The sequence below is a fragment of the Flavobacterium crocinum genome (assembly GCF_003122385.1).
GTDB lineage: Bacteria > Bacteroidota > Bacteroidia > Flavobacteriales > Flavobacteriaceae > Flavobacterium > Flavobacterium crocinum.
The window spans coordinates 5703083-5721859 of sequence record NZ_CP029255.1 but is presented as its reverse complement, the minus strand read 5'-3'; the positions used below and the strand labels follow the sequence as shown (position 1 = coordinate 5721859).

The 18777-nt window shown below is 32.8% G+C and carries 14 protein-coding genes; 5 read left to right on the top strand and 9 right to left on the bottom strand.

Features of this window, described 5'->3' with window-relative positions:
• Positions 1-145: 145 nt before the first annotated feature.
• From HYN56_RS24275 to HYN56_RS24265, 3 genes are read right to left on the bottom strand one after another with little or no spacing between them, the layout of a single operon-like run.
• Positions 146-2485: a T9SS type B sorting domain-containing protein gene (locus tag HYN56_RS24275; protein WP_109194563.1), complete on the bottom strand. Its 2340-nt coding sequence runs from the start codon at positions 2483-2485 to the stop codon at positions 146-148.
• A gap of 15 nt (positions 2486-2500) precedes the next feature.
• Positions 2501-3337 (bottom strand): ABC transporter permease, encoded by an 837-nt coding sequence (locus HYN56_RS24270; RefSeq protein WP_109194562.1) that lies wholly within the window; start codon positions 3335-3337, stop codon positions 2501-2503.
• A 7-nt stretch (positions 3338-3344) separates the two neighbouring features.
• The gene (locus HYN56_RS24265) at positions 3345-4253 is read right to left on the bottom strand and encodes an ABC transporter ATP-binding protein (protein WP_109194561.1); all 909 of its coding nucleotides are present in this window, start codon (positions 4251-4253) and stop codon (positions 3345-3347) included.
• Positions 4254-4359: 106 nt separating this feature from the next.
• Here HYN56_RS24265 and HYN56_RS24260 point away from each other — a divergent pair, with 106 nt between their 5' ends.
• Complete coding sequence (locus HYN56_RS24260) at positions 4360-5412, top strand: hypothetical protein (protein WP_109194560.1); 1053 nt, start codon at positions 4360-4362, stop codon at positions 5410-5412.
• A gap of 97 nt (positions 5413-5509) precedes the next feature.
• Positions 5510-6367, top strand: a complete 858-nt coding sequence (locus tag HYN56_RS24255) for an SdiA-regulated domain-containing protein (protein ID WP_109194559.1) — start codon at positions 5510-5512, stop codon at positions 6365-6367.
• A 152-nt stretch (positions 6368-6519) separates the two neighbouring features.
• On the opposite strand, the gene HYN56_RS24250 is transcribed toward HYN56_RS24255, so the two are convergent.
• Entirely contained in the window at positions 6520-10251 is a 3732-nt protein-coding gene (locus HYN56_RS24250; RefSeq protein WP_109194558.1) for a metallophosphoesterase, read from the bottom strand.
• Between the two features lie 26 nt (positions 10252-10277).
• Between HYN56_RS24250 and HYN56_RS24245 the strand changes: the two genes are divergently transcribed.
• A complete protein-coding gene (locus HYN56_RS24245; protein ID WP_109194557.1) occupies positions 10278-11456 on the top strand; it encodes a Pycsar system effector family protein in 1179 nt (392 codons plus the stop codon).
• Between the two features lie 245 nt (positions 11457-11701).
• On the opposite strand, the gene HYN56_RS24240 is transcribed toward HYN56_RS24245, so the two are convergent.
• Complete coding sequence (locus tag HYN56_RS24240; protein ID WP_109194556.1) at positions 11702-14071, bottom strand: GAF domain-containing protein; 2370 nt, start codon at positions 14069-14071, stop codon at positions 11702-11704.
• Positions 14072-14299: 228 nt separating this feature from the next.
• On the opposite strand from HYN56_RS24240, the gene HYN56_RS24235 reads away from it, so the two are divergent.
• Entirely contained in the window at positions 14300-15052 is a 753-nt protein-coding gene (locus HYN56_RS24235; protein ID WP_109194555.1) for an SDR family oxidoreductase, read from the top strand.
• Between the two features lie 72 nt (positions 15053-15124).
• Positions 15125-15706, top strand: coding sequence for a TetR/AcrR family transcriptional regulator (locus HYN56_RS24230; protein WP_109194554.1), 582 nt, complete (start codon positions 15125-15127; stop codon positions 15704-15706).
• A 90-nt stretch (positions 15707-15796) separates the two neighbouring features.
• On the opposite strand, the gene HYN56_RS24225 is transcribed toward HYN56_RS24230, so the two are convergent.
• The 4 genes from HYN56_RS24225 to HYN56_RS24210 form a co-directional block, all read right to left on the bottom strand.
• Positions 15797-16855 (bottom strand): nucleoid-associated protein, encoded by a 1059-nt coding sequence (locus HYN56_RS24225; RefSeq protein WP_091492083.1) that lies wholly within the window; start codon positions 16853-16855, stop codon positions 15797-15799.
• A 44-nt stretch (positions 16856-16899) separates the two neighbouring features.
• A complete protein-coding gene (locus HYN56_RS24220; RefSeq protein ID WP_109194553.1) occupies positions 16900-17253 on the bottom strand; it encodes a four helix bundle protein in 354 nt (117 codons plus the stop codon).
• Between the two features lie 117 nt (positions 17254-17370).
• The gene (locus tag HYN56_RS24215) at positions 17371-17913 is read right to left on the bottom strand and encodes an IS1096 element passenger TnpR family protein (RefSeq protein ID WP_109194552.1); all 543 of its coding nucleotides are present in this window, start codon (positions 17911-17913) and stop codon (positions 17371-17373) included.
• Positions 17914-18126: 213 nt separating this feature from the next.
• Positions 18127-18726 carry an HPP family protein gene (locus HYN56_RS24210; protein ID WP_109194551.1) on the bottom strand — a complete coding sequence of 200 codons (600 nt, stop codon included), beginning with the start codon at positions 18724-18726 and terminating at the stop codon, positions 18127-18129.
• Positions 18727-18777: the final 51 nt, after the last annotated feature.

Genomic DNA, 18777 nt, shown 5'->3' with positions numbered 1-18777 from the left:
AGTTTTATTTTAGTTTTCTTTCAAAGTCAAGTCCTTTTTCTTTGTAAATATTTAAAAATTTATGAGTTTTGAGATTTTAATACTTTGAAATTTAGCTTTCGAATTAAAAAATAATAAAGTTATAATTGATTATTACAATCAGATTTTATCTTTTTAAACTAAAATGTCCCTTTACCTTTCTGCCATCAGTAAAAGTTAAAGTAAACCAATAATCGTCTGATGGTAATTGCTGACCATTAAAAATTCCCGTCCAGCCTAAACTGTTTTGATTCATTTGTTGTAATAATTTTCCATAACGGTCAAAAATATTTATAGTATAGTCCGGTAGCAAATTTGAATCTTTTATAACCCATAAATCATTGTAACCGTCTCCATTTGGTGTAAAGAATCTTGGGTAATCCAGAACGTAAACTAAAAACACGTTGGATAATCCACAACCATTTTTATCTCTGGCAACAGCATTGTAAGTTCCTGTATTAACTCCGTTAAACATAGGACTATCCTGAAAAGTTAATCCGTCTAATGAAAATTCGTAATTACCTGTTCCCATATATTCAAGTAAAACGGAGTTGTCAATTCCGGAAAAATCTTTGATCACAGCATCAGTAATTATAGCCGGTTCAGATAAAATGACTTTAAAATTTTTCGTTTTTTCACAACCGTTAGAATCTTGTACGGTTACTGAATAATCCCCGGGAGTAGTAATTGTTGTAGTGTTTGAAGTTTCTCCGTTACTCCAAATATAACTGCTGAAACCTGAAGCTACGTCTAATGTTATGGTACTGTTTGCACACAAATATTTTGATTCATCTTCAAAGTTTGGCGGATCAAAAGTATTTACGACAAGCGGGACAGGAACAATATCATAACAATCAGGGCCGTTTATCACTCTGGCGTAAATCGTTTGATTGTACGCAATTGTGTTTTTAAAGATATTAGGCAGTTGATTTACTTCTGTCAATGCATCATTAGCAGTCAAAAAATAATTGGCTGTTAATCCGCTGGGAAGACCAGATGTGATTTGTGGTGTAACCTCATTTTGCAGATCAAATTGGTATAAACCGTCCTGGATCTCGTCTCCATCACAAGTATTTATAGGATTTGGATCTGCTATAGTTGTGGCAGCAATTTGTAATGTTACTTCAGCGGTTGTAAAGCAACCAAATTGATTTTCCAGACGAGCATACACAATTTGATTATTGGCTGTATTTATATAACTGGCTGGAGTCGTAATTTTATTACTTTTTGTCTGAGCATTGGCTAATGTTAGGTAATAACCTTCATTTATAATAGTGGAAACATTATTTTTTACAATATTGTCCGCTTTAGTTAAATTGAAAATCGAAATTCCATCGTTGTTATCATCACATTGTAAAAGAATAGTATTTTTAGAAAGAATTTCAGGAGTATAATCAATTTTTATTTCCCCGGACAATACACATGTTGTGGCTATTACGGTAGCTTCAATAACATAATTTCCAGCTTCGGTAACTTTATAAGTTGAGTTTGTACCCAAAGTTACAAGAGGATTATCTTTTTTAAACCATCTGAAAGTATAGCCAGAAGGATCTAGTTTGCTATCCAGATCAATTTCTTCTCCAAAACAGGCAGGATTATTTGTAGCGATTGTTCGATCTTCTCCCAGAGTAATTTTAGAAGAAAAACTTCCGGCTTCCAGAAATATTGCCGATTCAAGATTTCGATTGGTATCGTCTGCGATTACTAATTTTATGTGGTATGTTTTTCCTGCGATTACATTTGATTGAGCCGTCATCAGAATAGTCTGACCAGCATAATTTATCGGACTGTTATTAGCATTGTAACCGTTAAAATAATTAGGATTTGAAGCTTCACATGCTGAATAAGGAAGCCCTCCCGGTACTCGTCCGGCTTCAATTTTAGGATGAATATTTACGGAGGAAACAGTTGTATTAGTATTAGGTATGACAGCTAAATTGGTGTAAGGATCTGAAGTTCCGGCTTCTTTAATTAAAAAGGCAAATCCGTCAGAGTATAGACAAGGATATCCATATTGATATTCATTTGAAGCAAAAATATAATTGAAGCTCAACGAATTTGCAGAAGCAACAAAATCAAATTCCAGTGCAGTGGCATTTACTGAATGTGTTCCTAAAATTTGGTCAAGATCACTATCACCAAGCCAGTCGGGACTGTCATTGCTTGTTAAGTCGCTCACAAATGGTCCAATTGCACTTTGAGCTGTGGATGTTGCGAGAACAATCCCTTCTGCAAAAGGAAAGTTACTTCCGTTGCTGTTAAAATAAGCAAAACTCTGCCTTCCAGTCCTAAAACTGTCTCCTTTTCCGGTTGAATTAGATGCTGAAGCACAGGCACTATTAACTAAAACATCTTCAATAAGCTGTTTTGGTGTTTGTTCATCATCAATAGTAATAACTTGTGCATTAACGCTGAAAAGGGCACAGTTTATAAGTAATAAGACTAAAAGGCTTTTAAAATAATTCATAGTATAACAAATATACTATAAATCTTTATTTTTTAATAGTTTGTAAGAAAAGTAAATGAATAAAAAAGTCCAGATTAAAACGATTAAAACTGCAGAATAATTCACGCTATAATTAATATCAGTTTCGATTCCAATTTGTGTTCCAATATTTTTTACTACAGATAATCTAGAGAAAGGTTCTATAATTAAATTTGACATGGATTCTAATGGAAGAAACTGCATTATATATTCATCAGTATTGCTTTCAGGGAATATTTTGAATTTTAAAATTCCTTTTATTATACCTTCAGCAATACTCCATACTAATAAAAAACCAAGTGCAAAAGCAGATCTTTTTACCAAAATTCCTAAGAATAAACAGAACGAAAAGAACCCTGTCAGTTTTACAAAAAAGGCTAAAAGATAATCTAAATCCATTAAGATGACGTCTAATTCATTGTAAGATGAAAAAACTAATCCAAGAATTAAACTCATTACAAAAACGAAAATAGTCGAACAAAAAGCAAACAAGACTACTGTTAAAAACTTAGATAAAATGAATTCTTTTTTACTCAAACCATCAATTAGGTTTTGTTTTAGGGTTCCATAGCTATATTCATTAGCCATCATAGAAACTATTACAATAGCCAGAAAAAATTTCAGCCAAGCGGCAATATAAGTATTAAAATGCCATATAAACGGAAAATTAAAAATTCCCATTTCTGCTAAATGAAATTTAAAAGGTCCGACATCAAATTTAATTGAGGCAATTAAAGCAATGAAAGAAAGTAGAATAAAATAAGTTAAAGTCAATATTTTACTGGCTTTGTTCATCCAGATTTTTTGTAATTCTATAGAGAGAAGTCTTTTCATGGCTGGGTTAGATTTTTGGATTGGTGTTTTTGGTTAATTCTAAAAATTGAGCTTCAAGGCTGTTTTTACGTTTTACCAAATGATTTAAAACAACATTTTTAGAAAATAAAAATTGATTCAGTTCTGAGGCAGACAGATCTGATTTCAGGTAAATCAAAACCTTTCCATCTTCATCTTTTATTTGTCCCACAGCATCATGACTTCTTAGAACCGATTTTAATTCCTCATTATTATTTGAAGAAATTTCGAAGAAACCTTCATTTGCAGCCATTCCGTCTACAGAACCGGAATATAAAACTTCTCCTTTTCTCAAGACAATTACTTCAGAGCAGACTTTTTCAACTTCATCCAATAAATGAGAAGCGAGCAAAATCGTAGTTCCGTGAGATGCAATTTTTTTAATAATATCCCGAATCTGATGAATTCCCTGTGGATCTAATCCATTTGTTGGTTCGTCTAAAATCAGAATTTCAGGATCATTTAAAAGCGCCGATGCAATGGCCAGACGTTGTTTCATTCCTAAAGAAAAAGTACTGAATTTGCTGTCTTTTCTTTCGCTCAAACCAACCAGTTCTAATTTTTCATTGACTTTGGAATAATTGATATTTTTGATTTTGCAAACCAGTTTAAGGTTTTGCTCGGCTGTCATATAAGGATAGAAATTAGGTCTTTCTATAATGGCACCAACTTTTTTTAACGCTTCGTGAGTTTCTACTGTACCATCAAACCATCGATAATTACCTGAAGATTTATTAACTACATTTAGAACAATTCCCAGTGTAGTCGATTTTCCACTGCCGTTTGGGCCAAGAATGCCATAAACACGACCTTTTTGTATTGTAAAAGATACATTTTTTAAAGCCTGAATTCGGCCATATCTTTTATTTAGATTCTCAATGGTTAAGATGGTTTCCAAATTTTTCCGGTTTTAGTTTTTAGTATGACGAACCAAGTTGATTTTTGTTACTTTAATTTCTAACATTAAATCGTATTGATGTAAATTTGTAATAAAGATATTTAAAATGAGCGAGCCTTTAATGGTTTTAAAAAAACCTTCTTATCCTTTAACACAGCCACTTTTAAGTTATTTGGAGCGATACGAGCGTATTTCTAAAGTTTCTGTGTTTTACGATGATTTGCTTCGTTTTTCGGGCTCAATTAATGTTTACGATAAACATGATAATGATACGCTTTGGATTCGGGTTTATTATAGCGAATTTGAACGCAATGAAATTGATTTAAACCTTAAAAGAATTTATTCGCTGCTGCATTCTGATGGTAACAGTGAAATTATTCAATACCTGAATATTGACGCAATTGATTACTGTACTTTCGGGAATTCCAAGCCTTTCAGGATAAAAGTTCGAAACATTCTCAACGATAACTACGTTCATTTTTATATTAAAAAAGCCGATGCATCGCGTATTTATGGTTTAGAACTGGAAGATATATTGTCGCCGGATAAAATCAACTTTCTGGTTTATAAAGATACTTTGATAGAAGAGCATATTATCGGAATTCCAGGTGATGTTTTTATGGATACTTTGTTAGAAAGCTGCTCTGAAATGGAGAAAGCGCAGATTGCAAAAGAATTTGTAAAGTTTAACGAGCGTTGTATGATTCGGCTTTTGGGAGATATGCGTGCTTATAATTATGTAATTGTCCCGATTCATGATTTTGATCAGGTAGTCTATAAAATTCGTCCAATTGATTTTGACCAGCAGTGTTATGAAGGAAATTTTAAAGTCTATCGACCTCAGTTTTTCAAAGAGAATTTTCCAATGATTCAGCTCATAAAAGAAAAACTGGAAGAACGTTCTATTTTTCAGTACAAAGATGAAGAAAGGGCAATTTTGGCAAAGCGTATTCATTCAGCAGAGAACAGAATTAAAAAGCTGCTGAATATAATGTGTCACGATACCATTTCTACAGAAGAACACCTAAATCAGCTTAAAATGGAATTGTATCGATACACCAACGATATGAAATTTAAAAATGCCAAATCAATGGGACATATCATGCACGCGGCATTTGAGTTTATTACACGTAATTTTAAAAACACTAACTTAGTTTAAAGTTTTGGCCACAGATTAAAAGGATTAAAAAGATTTTTTTTACAATTTTGGAATCCTTTTAATCTGTGAAATCTGTGTCTAAAAAAATATCAATTTTATGAAAAAATCTTTTTTAATAGTCGTTTCAATAGTTTTATTGGCTTGTCAGCAGCAATCGGGTAATGATTTGAAAGTACTTTATTCACTTCCCAAGAAATTAAAAGAAGTTTCGGGAATTACTTATTTTCCTGAAACTAATTTACTTTATACATTAGAAGACAGTGGCAATAAAAATGCTATTTATGCTTTGGATTCTAAAGGAAAATTAGTGAAAACTATAACTGTTTCTAATGCATCCAATGTAGATTGGGAAGACATTACAAAAGACAAAGCCGGAAATATTTATATTGGAGATTTCGGAAATAATGATAACGAAAGAAAAGATCTCTGCATTTATAAACTAGCCAAAAATCAATTGAATAAAGATTTGGCTTCCGCCGAATATAAAATCTCATTTTCGTATCCGGAACAAAAAGAATTTCCGCCAAAGAAAAAAGAACTGTTTTACGATGTAGAAGGTTTCTTTGAATTCAACGGTTATTTCTACCTTTTTACTAAAAACAGAAGTAAAGGTTTTGACGGAACGGCTTTTATCTATAAAATAAAAAATGCATCAGGAACTCAAAAAGCGGTAAAAATAGGGGAATTCAAAACCTGCAGTAATTACAATCATTGTGTGTTAACGAGTGCGACAATAAGTCCTGACGGAAAAAAAGTAGCTTTGTTAAGTCACGACAAAGTTCTTTTGTTTAAAGGTTTTAAAGGAGATTTATTCCACAAAGGAACTCACACTCAAATAGAACTAAATCATTTTTCTCAAAAAGAAGCAATCGTTTTCAAAGACAATAACACGCTCTTAATCGCCGATGAAAAAGCCGATAAAATAGGAGGGAATGTTTATGAGTTTAAGCTTTAAGGTTTTGAGATGCTAAGTTGCTAAGAAAAAAGTCAGCCACGAATTACACTAATTTCCACGAATTATATTTGAAATAAAAATTAGTGTAAATTAGTGTAATTCGTGGCTAAAAAACTTAGTGTCTCAGAATCTTAGAGCCTTAGCCCCTTTTTTTAAAAGCTATATGCCGCTCCAAAAATCACCCTTCCAATTTCGTCAGGAGATTTAAAGTAAGAGATTCTCGCAGTTAGAACATTGATTGCGTTTAACCAAAGTCCGCCGCCGTAATCGTGGTGCCATTTTTTAGAGTCTTCGCCATCAAGCCAAACCCTTCCGTAGTCAAAACCTCCCAGAATTCCGTATGTAAAAGGAGCAATTGTTTTTCTGATTCTACCAATACTTAAACGTAAATCAGAACTTTGAGAGAAATACGAGTTTCCTAAAAAGCGTTCGTTTCTAAAACCTCTTAAATCGGTATCGCCTCCTAAAGCAGCTCCTTGATAGAATTCGTAATTATTATTAAAAATTGCTTTTCCTTTAAGGTAACTTGCTAAAACCAGTTTACCTGTTTTGTCAATTTTATGTGTAAATCCTAAAGCGCTTTCCAGTGTAGGGAAGTTTTTATTGGTTTGATCCAGATTTGTTGTCCAGGTTCCGGCAATCATAAAATACATTCCAAGAGTTGGTTTTGCAGCAAAATCAGAATTTTTGAAAAGATATTTTACTTTCAAACTTCCATAATTTTGGTGGTTAAACACATCCGGATTTATAATGTTTGGAAGATCTATAAAACGATTTTCAGTTTCTTCAACCGTCATTCTCTGGAAAATTGGCTGAATGCTAAATTCACTTCCATATCGTCCAACGTGTCTAATCGCTCCCGAAGCATTAAATTTTCTAATTCGGACACGGTTGTAATCCATACTCAGGTCGTCATCATATTTCGATTCATTTCCGTATCCAAAATAGTTCATGGCAAAATTTGGAGTAGTGTAAAGAGATTCCACATCAATAACCCATTTTCCTAGTAATCCAGGAAAATGTGCAGCATAATTGAATTCTAAACCACCAGTCGCGAAATAATAAAAAGCATTTAAAACATGTCTTTGGGTATATGGATTTTGTTTGAAATTGTTGACTGTATAATTCAAATTAACTCCAACTTTCACACCATCATCGGGATTGAAACCAATATTTGGAAGACCGGAAACTACATTGTATTTAGGTCTTTCATAATTGTATAAATTAACATCATAATCGTCTGTTAACTGTGTTTGAGTTTTAGAATCTAAATTATAGGTGTTTTCTTTTGACTTGAAATCGTACACAATAACCTTTCTTCCGTTTTCAATGTTATAAGTATCATTGTTCTGACCTCCAATTAAACGGATTTTAATCTTTGATTTATGAGTTCCTTTTATTTCAAAAGTATCATTATCATCTAAACCGTAAATCCATAAATTTTTGGTTTTAGCATCGGTAACCGTTTTGGTGTATTGTAATTCGTCGCCTTCTTTTTTCGATCTGAAAACCTGAATCTCGATACTTTTTTTAGCATTATGATTCAAAACAAATTTGTCTTTTTTATCTGTTCCGGCAATCATAACCGTTTTGCTTAAAACATCAGCATAAATAGCAGCGTATTTATCAAGTTCCCTTTTTCTGTTTTTTAATTTTCGAATGATTTCGTCAACGGTTTCATCCTGAACTTCTTTTGGCATATTTTTAAAAGACTTTTCGATATCAGCATCCGATAAATTCTCCTGAATATATTTCGCCTGTTCAATCCAGTCTTTTTGGTCTGCCGTTTTTAAGAAAGCCAAATCTTGAGGATAAGGTTCTCTGCTCAGCCATTTTACGTTGCCAATTTTATCTTTAAAAGTTCGCATGTGACGCAATGCCGGAATATTCATTAAAATAGAAAGCAAAGCACCATCATATTTTACAAAAGCCTGATCTCGGTCACGCGGAATCGGTTTGTAAATTACTTTTCCATCTTTTTTAAATTCCGCCCAACGCCATTGATCACTGTGTCTGTCCCAGTCGCCAATTAAAATATCAAATAATCGAGCCTTGATATATTCTTTTTCATCAACCGAATATTTTTCATCTTTATGAAGATTCAGCATTACATCATCAGTGCCGATTATATTACTTGGATTTCCAAAGTTTTTGCCATCCAAATGATTGTCAGCCGGTCTTTCTTCAATCATATACAACTGATCTCCAAAACCTGCATTAAATTCGCCTAAACCATTTTGTTTCGGAATATAATATAAAATCGGATTAGTATGCAAAAGTCCAATTTTGTTCGACATACCATCAATTGCATAAGGAGCATAAGGATGAGAAGTCGTGTAAAAGTCAAATAAGAAACTTTCTGCATAGGTATCTTCAAAATCATTTACAACATATTGATCTTTAAAAGCAACAGATTGTAAAAATACAGTTGCACTTTTTTTCATGCCACGCATTACAAATTCACGACCTTTTGGATCAGACATTCTTAAAGAAACAGATTGATGTCCACCGCCTTCGCGAATAGGTTTCAGACCGCCTTTTAAGGTGTCAACGGTTGCAACAGTAGCCTCAATTGGCATGCTGTAATATTTTCTGTAATGTTTTCCGAATAAGAAACTATGCAGCCAGCTTTTATCTGTCATTTTTGGTGAATAGATAGAAGTGGTAATTTTTGATGGAAATTTATTGGGAATATCCGAAGCCCAGTTAATTTCTTTAGCCTTTATAATTTCACGTTCAAAAAGCAGTTTTTCTTTATTGTTTTCATTTCCATAGAATGAAACTTTAGCATCACCGCTTTTAAATAAAGTTAAAGTCGCGTAACCATTTCCTCCATACGAAAAATCATTTTCGTTTACCGCTCTTGCCGCTTCAGATTTAGAACCAGCACCACTAATAATTTGTTGAATATTTTCGTTGCTGATGTATTGTAAATTATGATCATGTCCCGAAACAACAATTACATTTTTCTGCTTTTGCAAAAGTGTTTTAATTCGCTTTGCATAAATCGTATATTGTTTGTTCTGAATATCCTGCGGACTAACACCGGAAGTTTTTCTCAATAAATTAATAAAAGAACCAATTACAGGAAGCGGAATCTTTTGCTCAAGTGGAAATAATTGTTTTTCTAATGAAAATTGTCCGCCGTGAGTTCCGTTACTCAGTAAAGGGTGATGAATAGCCAGAATCACTGTTTTCTCCTGGTTTTTGTTTAAAATACCTTCCAGTTCTTCAAAAAAAGCTTCTCTCGTTTTAATTTCGCAATTATCGTTGATAGTTGGGTGATCATCCCAGTCTTCCAGAAACCATTCGCTGTCAATAGTTACTAACGTTGTGATACTATCAATTTTGACATCTTCTATCGGACAAGACTTTCTGGGAAGAAAAGCTTTCTTGTCATTTAAGTGTTTTGTCACAAAATCAGCTTGAAGTTCCAAACCTTTGATACCGCTGTACCAATCGTGATTACCGGGAATAAAAATGGTTTTTCCTCTGTAACCGTTTGCAAGCTTTAATTGATTATTTAGTTTTGTTTCGGCTAAAGCTTTGTCTCCGGACTTCTTATTACTCGGAAAACCTTTAGGGTAAATATTATCTCCTAAGAACAGAAGTGTTGATTTTTTACTGGCTTTTTTCAGCCTTTGATGTAAAAGTTCCAGTGTTTGCTGTGCTTGTTCTTCGTCAGCATTTCCGGCATCGCCAACAAGAAAGAAAGTATGCGCAATTTTTATAGTATCTGTTGCGTTTTCATTCTCGATCGAGCTTACATTTTTTCCGTATTGGGGCTTGTGAGTTGCACAAGAATAAACGAGGAAAAGTAGAAGTAAAGCAACCATTCCGGTTTTAATTTTTGCAATAAAATGATTATCCAAAAACAATTTCATAATTTAGTGGTATAAAAATATTCTTTATGAATCTAATAGAACAATCCGAGGATTTTGTCGGTAATTTACTCAAAGATAAACTTTCTAATTTATATTCTTATCATAATTTTAACCATACTTTCACAGTAGTTACTGCGGTGAAGGAACTCTGTAAAAAAGAGGACGTTAAAGACGATGATAAAGAAGCACTTTTGGTTGCCGCATGGTTTCATGATGCAGGATATGTTGAAGGTTATGAAAACCATGAAAAAGCCAGCACTAAAATAGCCGCTGATTTTCTGCGTGAAAAAGGAAAATCGGAAGAATTTATTGCACTTGTTTCCAGTTTGATTCTCGCAACGGTTAAAGAATATGAACCTAAAACGCATTTAGAAAAAATAATCAGAGATGCGGATTATGCCCACTTAATGGGAGAAGAATATGCTACAACTTGTGAATTATTACGTTTAGAACTAAAAAATACCGGAATTGTAAGTTTCTCCAATGCTGAATGGACAAGAGAAAATTTAAATTTCTTACTAAACAAACACCGATTTTATACAGACTACGCTTTAAGAAAATGGCAACCTTTGAAAGAAAAAAATCTGCTTTTGATTCAGAAGAAAATCAATAAACAGGAATTGAAAGCCGCTGCTGCCATTGAAGAAGAAAATAGAAAGAAAGAAAAAGTAGAAAAACCGGACCGAGGTATTGATACTTTATTTCGTGTGACGCTTGGAAATCACACCAGATTAAGTGGCATTGCAGACAGTAAAGCGAATATTCTATTATCTGTAAACGCTATTATAATTTCGATTGCTTTATCGTCTATTATTCCGAAACTGGATAGTCCGAAAAATGCACATTTAGTTGTACCGACTTTTATCATGTTGATGTCAAGCGTGATAACAATCATTTTTGCAATTCTTTCAACAAGACCAAAAGTAACGTCAGGTTTTTTTACTCGCGGCGATGTCGAAGCAAAAAAAGTAAATTTAATGTTCTTCGGAAATTTCTATAAAATGCCTCTTGAAGATTACGACTGGGCAATGAATGAAATGATGAAAGACCGCGATTATTTGTATTCGACGATGATTAAAGATTTGTATTATCTGGGATTAGTTTTACAGCGAAAGTATAATTTGCTTCGTATTGCTTATAACTTCTTTATGTTCGGGTTGATTATAACTGTAATTTCGTTTGTAATTGCTTTTAAATCGATTTAAAATTTTAAAACATATTTTTATGATTGACAGCTTTGTCAAAGTTTGAAACTTGACAAAGCTTTTTTTATGCGAAAATGTTTTAAACACATAGAAACATAGTTTTTTTCTTTATCTACAAAGAATATAGAAAGAAACTAGTTTCTAACACATAGCTGATCTATGTGAATTAATGCAAGTGAAACGCCTTTTTGAAGCTCTAAAAGCTATGTCTCTATGTGTTTAAAAAATAAAAAAAAGCTCAACTTTTAGTTGAGCTCATCTAATAAATCCTGATAAGTTATCTTTTTAACAGCCGGGTTTGAAGTGTTATTAATCACTTTTACACGAATAGCCCTTAAACCGGAAACTCCCTGAAGATCTTCGACTTCAAATTGCTCTATTGCCGGTTCCAGAATTTTTTTATGCTGTAAATATTTGATGTATTTTAAATATTCTGCTTCTTCGCTGTTTTGAGAATAAACAATTGTAATTTTCTCTTTTTCGGTAATACGTTCAGTAGTTCCTTTAATATGAGATTTATCAATACGTTTTTTAACGACTTCGTATCTCGCATTATAAGTTCCGTCAACATCAAAACGTTTTTCATCCATTCTAAAACGAATAGAAAGTGGCGAACTAAAAACTAAAATCAAAGAAGTTACATCCAATTCATATGGAAGCGATTCTTTAAGTTCGTGATGTTCCAGCTCCATTTCGCATAAAGTCTGCAATTGCCACAAACGCAGATTGTGCAGATACATGATATCAAATGGTTTTGTTGGAGAAATTGAAGCTCCTATATACAAATTATGTTCTACACCATCTGTTTTAAAACGCTCGTAATAATGCGGATAAATCTGCTGTGCTTCAACTTGTTTTTTATCTAAAACCGTTGCCAGCCTTTTATTAATAATTGACATGGCATTGTCAAATTTCTTTCTTTCCTGATAAAACATTCCTGTTTTATCGTCCAGAGTTTCAAAGTAAAGTTTTTCTAATTTTTCGCTTTTAGGGTTACTTTTTGTGTTTTTAAGTATCGGGTGAATTTCTTCTTCAATATAGCGCTGAATATGTTGTTCAGTATCTGCTTTTAAAGGGAAATCCAATTCACTTCTCAATGATTCCAGTTCAAATTTTCTTTGTTCCAAAAGAACCAGATTAGAGTTTGCTTGCTGATTATCGAAAATTTCCAAAAGTGCGGAAAGTTGACTTTTTAAATCAATTTTCACTGTTTCATTTCTGTGTTCAGAAGAACCTTTTATATCAATCTGACCATAAAGCGGGAATACATTCTTAAATACAATTTCTTTAAAAATATAATCTTTTGTATGATTTAAATTTTGGAAATAATTTTGAGATTCTCTTTTAAATTTCCAGTAAACACTTGGATGAATTGTAGTGTATTCACGCTGAATAATCGCTTCAACCTGATGCTGCATGTCAGTATTGTAACGGTCAATAGTATCTGTTAAATAAGGAAGTACCAATTCCAGTTTTGTTGCATTGACGCTGTTTAAATCTCTAGGATTTTCAGAAACCAATTCCACAACACCTAATAAATGTCCATCTTTAATAACCGGAGCAAAAATGCAGCTGTGAATATTTTGTACTAATAAATGTTCTCCAAGTCTTTTGTTTGATGATTCTTCAGTGAATTTTTTCACATTAGAAATTACAAAAGGCTCTTTATTATCTAATAAATTCTCGAACGAACAGCCAAAAAAGGCGTTTTTACAATCCACTTCTTGATTTTCTGAAAGTAAAAAACTTCTGAGTTGCGTATCATATTTTGCAGGTCTAAGAAATTTTTCTTCCTCAGGATTATAAATAATAAATCCAACTTTTAAATTTGGAAGATTAAAAATCGACTGGAAAATATTTGATATTTCCTTATCTGTTGTAACGGTTTTTACTCCCGGTTTTAATAAATTACTTTTTAAAGTAGAAATAGCACTTTCTGTAGTAGCATCAAAAAGAGAAACAATTCCGAAACCTCTTAAAATCCAGCTTCCTTTCGGGAATTTTGACTTCCATAAATTGATATCCTGATAATTATCAATCAATTGGTCAATATCTTCCGGCGTTAAAGGAACTGCATTTTCGGTTGGAATTATTTCCATGAAATCTGCGTTGTACAAAATACGATAATGTTTCTCTACACCGGATTCATCCGGAATATCATAGAAAAAAGGTTTATTGAAATCAATATGCTGTTTGTAGTAATTACTTAAAATCAAACAACAGTTATTAATGTAGAATTGATGTTCATCAAAATCACGAATTTCCATATAAAATTCGTCTCCGGCATTTTTTAATATTTTCTTGAAACGCTCTGTATAATTAAAAGATATATTTTGAAATGGTATAGTAACCGCTTTTATTTCGTTATGCGTTAAAGCAGTCGGAAATAAATCGGCTAATATGTTTTTGATTAAAGCTTCATTCTCCTTAATAACTGAATAATCCTGAATTCCAGTTCGTAATTCCGGGATCGATTCAATTTGTTTTAGAATCGCTTTGGCATAATCTGATCTGTAATCTACGTCAGATAAAGCAATTTGTTCAAATGATTCAATTAGCTTGTGGAATGATATTATCGTAGTGAAAGGACTTTCTTTGTAAAAATGAATATCCATCTTGTTTATTTTTTAATGCAAAATTAAGGATAAATTAAGAATGCCCGACATTTTATGATTTGTTTCCTTTATGGTTCAATAAACAAAATCCCTTGTTTTACAGAGGCTTTAAATGGCATTTGATTGTTTTAACAAAAAATTAACTTTAATAATAACGGAACGATCGTTCCGTTATTATATCTTTGTGCCATAATAATTGAATAATCAATAACTTAAATAATAATTAAAATGAAAAATTTAGAAAACAAAGTTGCAATCGTAACAGGTGGAAACAGTGGAATAGGATATGCAGCTGCAGCAGAATTAGCATCAAAAGGTGCAAAAGTAATTGTAACAGGAAGAAACAGAGAAGCTTTGGCAAAAGCTGAAACAGAATTAAATGTTACGGGAATTGTTGCCGATCAATCGGATTTAAAATCTATTGATAATTTGGTTGAAGAAGTGAAAACAAAATTCGGTAAAGTGGATATTTTATTTTTGAATGCCGGAATTGCAGCTTTTGCACCCGTAGATTTAGCATCTGAAGATCATTACGACAGTATTATGAATGTGAATGTAAAAGGTGTTTATTTTACAGTTCAAAAAGTATTGCCAATTTTAAATGAAGGTGGTTCTATTATTTTTAATACTTCAGTAAATGCTCAATTAGGAATGCCAGGTTCAAGTGTATACGGAGCAAGTAAAGCAGCAGTTTTATCATTAAACAGAATCTTTGCAGCAGAATTGGCAGGAAGAAAAATTAGAGTGAATGCCGTTTCTCCTGGCCCAATTGAAACACCTTTGTATGGTAAAGTAGGTTTGGAAAAAGAAGAAGTAGAAGGTTTAGGGGCTGCTTTAGGAGAAAAGATTCTATTAAAACGTTTTGGACAAGCTGCTGAGGTTGCCAAAACAATCGCTTTCCTTGCTTCAGATGATTCATCGTTCATTACAGGAACAGAAATTGTTATTGATGGCGGACTTACTGTAAATACAGTATTATAATTTTTTTGACTAATTCAGGAACGATTGTTCCGTTTTATTCTTATATTTGTCTAGAAATTTAATTTGGATATCATGGCTAGAACGAAAGAATTCAACGAAGATCAGGCTTTAGATAAAGCAATAGAAATTTTTTGGCACAAAGGATATAACGGAACATCGGCTCAGGATTTGGTTACTCATTTGGGTTTAAGCCGTTCGAGTTTGTACGATACTTTTGGGGATAAACAAAAATTGTTTTCCAAATCGTTGCAACGTTATCAGAAAAACGCTCAGGATATTGTGAAAGAACTTTTAGAGAAATCTGAAAATGTCAAAGAAACTCTGCATAGTATTTTTAAACAAGCTGTCATTGAAAGTTTAGAAGACCGAATTACAAAAGGCTGTTTTATGGTCAATTCGTCCGTAGAACTAGCGATGCATGACGAAGAAATTGCTAAAATTGTTAAAAATAACAGCGAGACAATGGAAGAGGTTTTTACAAATGCCGTAAAAAAAGGGCAGGAGGCAGGACATATTTCTAAAACTCTTGATGCGAAAGTTTTAGCACGATTCATCTTTAATAATTATTCTGGGATTCGGGTTTTGGCCCGAACCGGCGAAAGAAACAAACAAGTTTACGATGATATTGTAAAAGCAGTTTTTTCTGTTTTGTAAATATAAAAGAGTTAAAATAAAAAAACGGCAGTTACAAATGTAGCTGCCGTTTTCTGTATTAATAAGTAAGTAATAGAAAATGAAAACTTCTTAGTTTTTCTCTTCTTTGTTGAAGTAAACTAAGTAGTAATACATTTGTTTTTCTTCATCCCAGCCTTTTTCAACAAATTTTTCTGCACTTTCAGGATTAATAAAATCCATTTTAATCTGAATGTGAGTATCCAGATTAATTACGTTTTTAATCGATTTTCTGGCGTCAGAAACTGCTGCGTTGGCAATTGGGAATGAGGTTACATCTTCGATGCTGTATTTTTCTCCTTTATCCACTTTATAGTTTTTGAATTCAGGAATTAATTCAGGATTATCTAGTACTTCATTCAAGAAATTTTGTTCTTCAAACTGATCATTTTTAGCGAAATAGTTCACAGATCGGTTCATAAACATTACTTCCTCTTTCTTGTCTTCTGCTGGCAAAACCACATCTTTTGCGAAGTTTTGACAGAATTTTAAATATTTTTTAGTGATGAAATTTTCATCTTCAAAAGCGTCCACAGATAAAAAGTGCTCTAACCAGTAACGAGCATCATAACGGTTGCTGTCTACAGTCAGGATTTTGTATCCTTCTTCTTTTTTAAAGTTGAAAATTAAACATCCTTTGTCTAATTTGTTCAGGTTGATTCCTTGTTGCAGAATCATTTCAAGGTTGCTTTCTTTTTCTTCAAATTGTAAAAAGTCAGCTTGTAATTCACTTTTAAAAATACCAATAGCGTCCACTACATTGTTATCAATGCTTAAATTGGTCAAATAAGTCACATAAACCTCTCCGTTTTTAATATGCGGGTGATTGGACTGCTCGTATAAATGCTTCGTGATATTTTTAGAAACTTCATGCACATTGGCAGGATTAGTAAAAATCTCAGTCGCATATTTAAACATGTCGTTATAGTCCAGGTCCACTTCGTGTGCAAACTGATAATAGTTTTCCTCTTTTTCTCTAAAAGGCTTAAAAAAGAATTCTTTTATCAAAGGAACAATTTCATCATTAAGATTAAATGGCTGCTCTGATAAAAAAATAGCTTCGTTACGGCTCTTGTTTCCTACGCGGTGTATCGAAAGCGTATCGATGTGGGTGTTGAATAAGTTGATCATTTATTTTTAGGTTTGAAGTGACAGAGTAACAAAGAGACAAAGCTTTACTTGCGATCTTTTAATTTTTTTATAAAAGCGCATAACATTCGCTCTAATTCTCTGCTCTCTTCGTTTGTTTTACTGAATTGGTACTCGGTGATATATTTTAGATTGAATGAAATTTCAAGCTGTGTTTGCATTTCGAATAAGGATGAAATAGAAATGCTTAAGAATCTTAGCAGTTCAGTATTTCCATTTCTGCCATATCCTTCCGCAATTGGTATTGATATTGAAGATCGCCGAATTTGCGAAGACAGACCATAAATTTCTTCTTTAGGGAATGAATTTGTTAATTGGTAAATTTCAGTTACCAGATTCATAGATTTTTGCCAAATTAAAGGGTCTCTAAAAGTTTTCATAGTTTATATATTTAAGAAATAAACATTAAAAATACGAAAAAACTTACAAATAAAATACTCGTTCTTAAGAGAAAAACCTTTGTATCTTTGTCACTCTGTATCTTTGAACCTAGAAAACTAATTCCAATTCTCCTCAAATCCGTAATCTTCGAAGCTGTCATCGCCTTCGAACATGTCAAGATCATCTTCGTCTAAATCGTCTTCAAATTCTCCGTAGATGTCGTTGTGCATATCATCGGCTTCGAAGTTTTTTTCGATAGCGTCTGAAGGCATTTCTCCGTGAGAAAATAAAGTTTCCGGATAAGTTGCACCTACAGTTTCATCTTCAACAGCGGCTAATTCTACTAAGAAAGTCCACATACTGATAAAATCGTAAACGTAGATAATTTTTGTGTTTTCTTTATCTAAGATACTAGATAACGGATAATCGTTCATGGTTCTTATTTCGCCAGGAACATCTCCTGTATCAAAAAGCGGAATTTCATCTTCCTGATTCCAGGTATCATCGCAAGTATAAAATGAAGCCACTTCTGAACCGTCAAAGCCAAAAGCGTTGAAGATTGCATTGTGTAAATCCTCAAGCGTATCTTCCTCAAGAATAGCAATGTCTCTAAAAATATCTTCTTCGGCGTCTAGAATTACTCTAAATTTATAAACCATAATCTTTGTTTTTATTGAGAGGTCAAAGGTAAAATATAAAAAACGAAATACGAATTCTGAATTACGATTTGTTGAAAAGATTTTAATCTTTTGATTTGCTAAGGTTTTCAGTTGGCGCTCCTGCAAGGTCTTCAAAACCTTGTAGGTCTAGATAAATTTTTTAAAAATGTAATACCTAAAAGGTTTGAAAAACCTTGCAGGAAAGACATAAAATTATTTCCGAGCCAATCTCTTTCGAATTTTATGATAATACTTGTGATAAGTACTATGACTTGGATAACTTCTGCTGGAAGTCATATTGTTAAAAATCAAAGCCGTTAAAAGCAGAATTAGAACTCCTGTAAAAACTGGCGAAAGTACATACATATAACCCAAAGCTTTTACTTTTTCGGTACCGATAACAGCAATTAAAGCTGTTGCACCTCCTGGCGGATGAAGCGTTTTTGTGATCTGCATTAAAATAATCGCAATCGAAACGGCTAATGGCGCAGCAATGTACATAATATCCGGAACCAATTTATTGACAGTAACTCCAACGAGAGCAGAAATTACATGTCCACCAACTAAATTTCTTGGTTGTGAAAATGGACTCTGAATAATTCCGTAAACCAAAACGCTTGACGCACCAAAAGAACCAATTAAATAAACAGCGTCTGGGCCAGAAAAATGGATCGACTGTACATAAGCCAAAATTCCAATTCCAACAAAAGATCCTAAAAATGACCAAAAATGTTCTTTATAATCAATTAAAGTTTCTTTGTAAAGAATGTAACGTGTTTTTCGGTAGCTTCTTTTTATTTTTTCAGTTGGCATTGTGGTATTATTTTGCTCGTTATGTTTTTAAATATACTTTGCTATTGCTGT

Excerpts from the sequence above, each read along its gene's own strand:
- HYN56_RS24275 (WP_109194563.1), bottom strand. The coding sequence starts at position 2,485 with ATGAATTATTTTAAAAGCCTTTTAGTCTTATTACTTATAAACTGTGCC.
- HYN56_RS24270 (WP_109194562.1), bottom strand. The coding sequence starts at position 3,337 with ATGAAAAGACTTCTCTCTATAGAATTACAAAAAATCTGGATGAACAAA.
- HYN56_RS24260 (WP_109194560.1), top strand. The coding sequence starts at position 4,360 with ATGAGCGAGCCTTTAATGGTTTTAAAAAAACCTTCTTATCCTTTAACA.
- HYN56_RS24255 (WP_109194559.1), top strand. The coding sequence starts at position 5,510 with ATGAAAAAATCTTTTTTAATAGTCGTTTCAATAGTTTTATTGGCTTGT.
- HYN56_RS24250 (WP_109194558.1), bottom strand. The coding sequence starts at position 10,251 with ATGAAATTGTTTTTGGATAATCATTTTATTGCAAAAATTAAAACCGGA.
- HYN56_RS24245 (WP_109194557.1), top strand. The coding sequence starts at position 10,278 with ATGAATCTAATAGAACAATCCGAGGATTTTGTCGGTAATTTACTCAAA.
- HYN56_RS24240 (WP_109194556.1), bottom strand. The coding sequence starts at position 14,071 with ATGGATATTCATTTTTACAAAGAAAGTCCTTTCACTACGATAATATCA.
- HYN56_RS24235 (WP_109194555.1), top strand. The coding sequence starts at position 14,300 with ATGAAAAATTTAGAAAACAAAGTTGCAATCGTAACAGGTGGAAACAGT.
- HYN56_RS24230 (WP_109194554.1), top strand. The coding sequence starts at position 15,125 with ATGGCTAGAACGAAAGAATTCAACGAAGATCAGGCTTTAGATAAAGCA.
- HYN56_RS24225 (WP_091492083.1), bottom strand. The coding sequence starts at position 16,855 with ATGATCAACTTATTCAACACCCACATCGATACGCTTTCGATACACCGC.
- HYN56_RS24220 (WP_109194553.1), bottom strand. The coding sequence starts at position 17,253 with ATGAAAACTTTTAGAGACCCTTTAATTTGGCAAAAATCTATGAATCTG.
- HYN56_RS24215 (WP_109194552.1), bottom strand. The coding sequence starts at position 17,913 with ATGGTTTATAAATTTAGAGTAATTCTAGACGCCGAAGAAGATATTTTT.
- HYN56_RS24210 (WP_109194551.1), bottom strand. The coding sequence starts at position 18,726 with ATGCCAACTGAAAAAATAAAAAGAAGCTACCGAAAAACACGTTACATT.